General features: G+C 63.5%; 2 protein-coding genes and 1 pseudogene. All 3 read right to left on the minus strand.

From position 1 onward, the window contains the following. A pseudogene (locus QD357_RS31590) lies at positions 1-866 on the minus strand (lactate dehydrogenase); the annotation flags it as partial. Between the two features lie 145 nt (positions 867-1,011). After that, on the minus strand, positions 1,012-1,617 hold the full coding sequence (locus QD357_RS31595; RefSeq protein WP_414125915.1) for a DUF1419 domain-containing protein: 606 nt from the start codon (positions 1,615-1,617) through the stop codon (positions 1,012-1,014). Positions 1,618-1,681: 64 nt separating this feature from the next. Continuing rightward, entirely contained in the window at positions 1,682-2,713 is a 1,032-nt protein-coding gene (locus QD357_RS31600) for a DUF3991 domain-containing protein (protein ID WP_414125916.1), read from the minus strand. Positions 2,714-3,044: the final 331 nt, after the last annotated feature.

Here is a 3,044-nt window from a genome sequence, read left to right on the forward strand (position 1 = left end):
AGATCGATCGAYCGGGCGATGAAGTARTCGTGCAGSCGWAGRCMGAGCGAACGATATTGCCGGTCGGAGCGAACCGTCCGATCGGAGAAGGGCGGGTTGCCGATGGCAAGATCGTAGATCGCRTTGAGGTCGGTRCGCGCGAARTCGSCGTTGATGATGCGCGCCTTCGGCTGCAGCAGKYKCGCGATSCGSGCSGTGACGGKATCGAGCTCGATRCCGGTGACRTAGCTSAKKTCGCGRTACTGTTTCGGCATMAGCGCCGGAAACAGGCCTGTTCCGATCCCCGGCTCCAGCACGCGACCGCCGCGCCAGCCAAGGCGCTGCAAGCCATTCCAGATTGCCCGGATAATGAATTCGGGGGTGAAGTGGGCATATTGGGTGCAACGGGCAAGGGACGCATATTCGCCCTCGCTGATCGCTGTTTCCAGTGAGCTACCGAGATCGTCCCAACCCGTTCGGAAATCGGTTTCCCCCGGCCGCCGGAACATGCCATTCGCAAGCTCGCCGGCGCCGAAACCAGTGAAGCGGATCAGCCTCGCCTGCGCGGCCGGGGTCGCCGGCAGGTTCATCTTCTCGAKTTCGTKKGCSGTGAGGATSGCMGCRACRTTGATGCGYGCCCGYTCCTTCCAGGTCGCGGCGAGMTCGCGRTCSCCGTCGTCGAGATAGAAGTTGGYGCGCTGMMCCTGCTTTCGSGGGASCRGCCGGTTGGTCACCGGCAGAGCCCGCGCCGGCGCAGGAGACGGCGGGGTCGRGTCGGGCTCGTCGTCGTTGGCGGCAAAACCGCCGAACGCCGTGACGCCAAGACCAAGTCCTGATGACAAAGCGCTGCTGCCAAACATATTAAGGGAGAAGGGATCGGTGCTCATCGAAAGCTCCTTGTGAGCGAGCGTCATCGATCTGCCGCAAGCGACAGTCGAGKAACGCGAAGGGGTGGAGGGGCCGCCTACCTGGGCTGCGCGGCTATCGTGGGCCGAGCGCGATTGCTTCGCGCACGGATGCAATCGGAAACTCTCAAGCCGCGATCGGCGAGGGGAGGTGGCGCAGTTGTACTGGCAGCTTGGCGGCGATCTCGTCGTCGCTGAGGTCTTCCAGCAGCTTCAGAACAGTGCCGCCTTTACCGCCGTAGAGCATCACCGTGCGCTTGCCGCGTGAGGCCTCTGGCCAGCGCTMGCCCGCATAGCCGCGATAGTCGTCCGCTGTGCTGCTCCAGATATGCTCGAGGCGTTCCTCGTGCGTCATGGCCCGGACCGGGCGGCTCTCGTGCTMGATGATCGCACGGCGCATGGTCTCGACGGACGCTTTATCGGAAAGGTCGCAATAGCCGTGAAAATAGCGGATCGCCTCGTCGATCCGTAGTGCGAAGAACACTGACGTCACCGAGCCGGTCAGGAACTCGCGCATCGCAAACATCGAACCGCGGATCCAGAGCGGCGGCAGGATTTCGAACATATAGTCGTGCTCGGCCTCGTCGATCTCGAACCATTCGCCGGCATAGAGCGGCATTGCGTCGTCTTCCCAGCGGTTGGGCCCCTGGAGATGACGGTCGAACATGCGGAACATCTGCGGTCGGCTTGCGATACCCTGGAAGACTTTTCGGATTGCGGGAGAGGAATTCATCTGCGGCTCCTTCGGAGGTTTCGGGCCGAAGCGCGGCACTGTCCTCTCGACCTTGCCTTCCTCTTCAGTCCTTCATGACCCCCTGGCTGCCGCCGGCATCGTGACCGTCTGGGTCAAGGGCCGGCTCCGCCGGGCGAAGCCTCCCTTGACGCGGGCGGCGCGCATGCGGCACGCCTCCTCCTTCCATCCTTTCCGTCTTTTCCTTTTCCCTGATCTTCAGGGTTTCGTTMCAGTCCTCCACGGGCGGCCGAAGTMGCGTCCAGTCGCAGTCTGCATCGTCGGCAAGCGTCCGCAGCCGTTCGGCAAACATGTCGCCCTGCAGATTGGCGTCCGTGGCCGCAACCATCTGGACGCCAGGTTTCGCGGCCAACTCCCGCAACGCTGCCTCCGTGGTCGGCGACCATCCGCCGCCAGTGCTGAGATAAAGCGTGCCCTCCCGCAAACCCTCCATCGCCGCGAGGCTCATGGCRTCGATCGCGGCTTCCGTGACAGCCAGRCGCAKCGCRCTATCCGRACCGARRCGGAAAAGAACCTTSGTTCCTCCGGAMGCAAAACCCCGGTAYTGCGGRCMSCGCGCYTCCCAGCCGGTCAAGAGCTCGGCCTTGTCTCGGTGTGCCGCCCACATGCTGCCTTGCGGACCTTCGCGCAGAAGGTCGCCTTTGATCGCCGCTCGCAGCACGGTCGCTGGCAGGCGGCGCTCGCCATTAAGGTATCGCCACGACGCGGAACCGGGCCAGGGTCGCCTGCGGGACTGCCAACGATCGGCAAGAGAGAGGTCGCATCTCTCGCCATCTTTCGCCGACTGCCATTCCGGCTCCGTGATCTGAAAACCGACCAGAGCCGCGACCCGCTCGGCACCTTCGAGAAAGCCGACCCGATMGAGATGCTCGACAAGCCGGAACACATCGCCTTTCGCGTCGGACAAAGGATCGAACCATCCGCGCCCTTCATAGGTGACGATGATGATCTCGCCGCCGCGGCGGAATTTGACCGCCCGCCGTGTGCTTTCCTTCGCGTCTATTGCAAACCCCGCATACTCAAGCACCGCCGCACAACTGACCTGATCGCGCAGCGCTTCAATCTCTMTTCTCTTCATTTTTCATTMCGATCGCCCAGCGATCGGCCTCCATAATCCTTCCTTGCCCGTCGGTTCACCGACGCCTTTCGGCAGGCCCCGAAGAGCAAAGACCGCAAGGGCGCGGCTGGCAATTGTCGGATCATGCAAGCTGACGTCGGACACGGCGAGGCCCCCCTTGCGGCCTGCCGCTCGCAAGGGGCACCCACGCGGCGCCGGCTCAATGAGCCGGCCATGGCGTATACTCGTGCACGATCGCCAGATCGTCGTCGGCGTCGATCTCGTCAGAAGGAAGGACGCCGTATTCTCMGTCGACCTCGAAGAGGGTGACCGGGACCATCAGGTCACGGGA

Source organism: Rhizobium sp. BR 317 (genome assembly GCF_047445835.1).
GTDB lineage: Bacteria > Pseudomonadota > Alphaproteobacteria > Rhizobiales > Rhizobiaceae > Rhizobium > Rhizobium paranaense.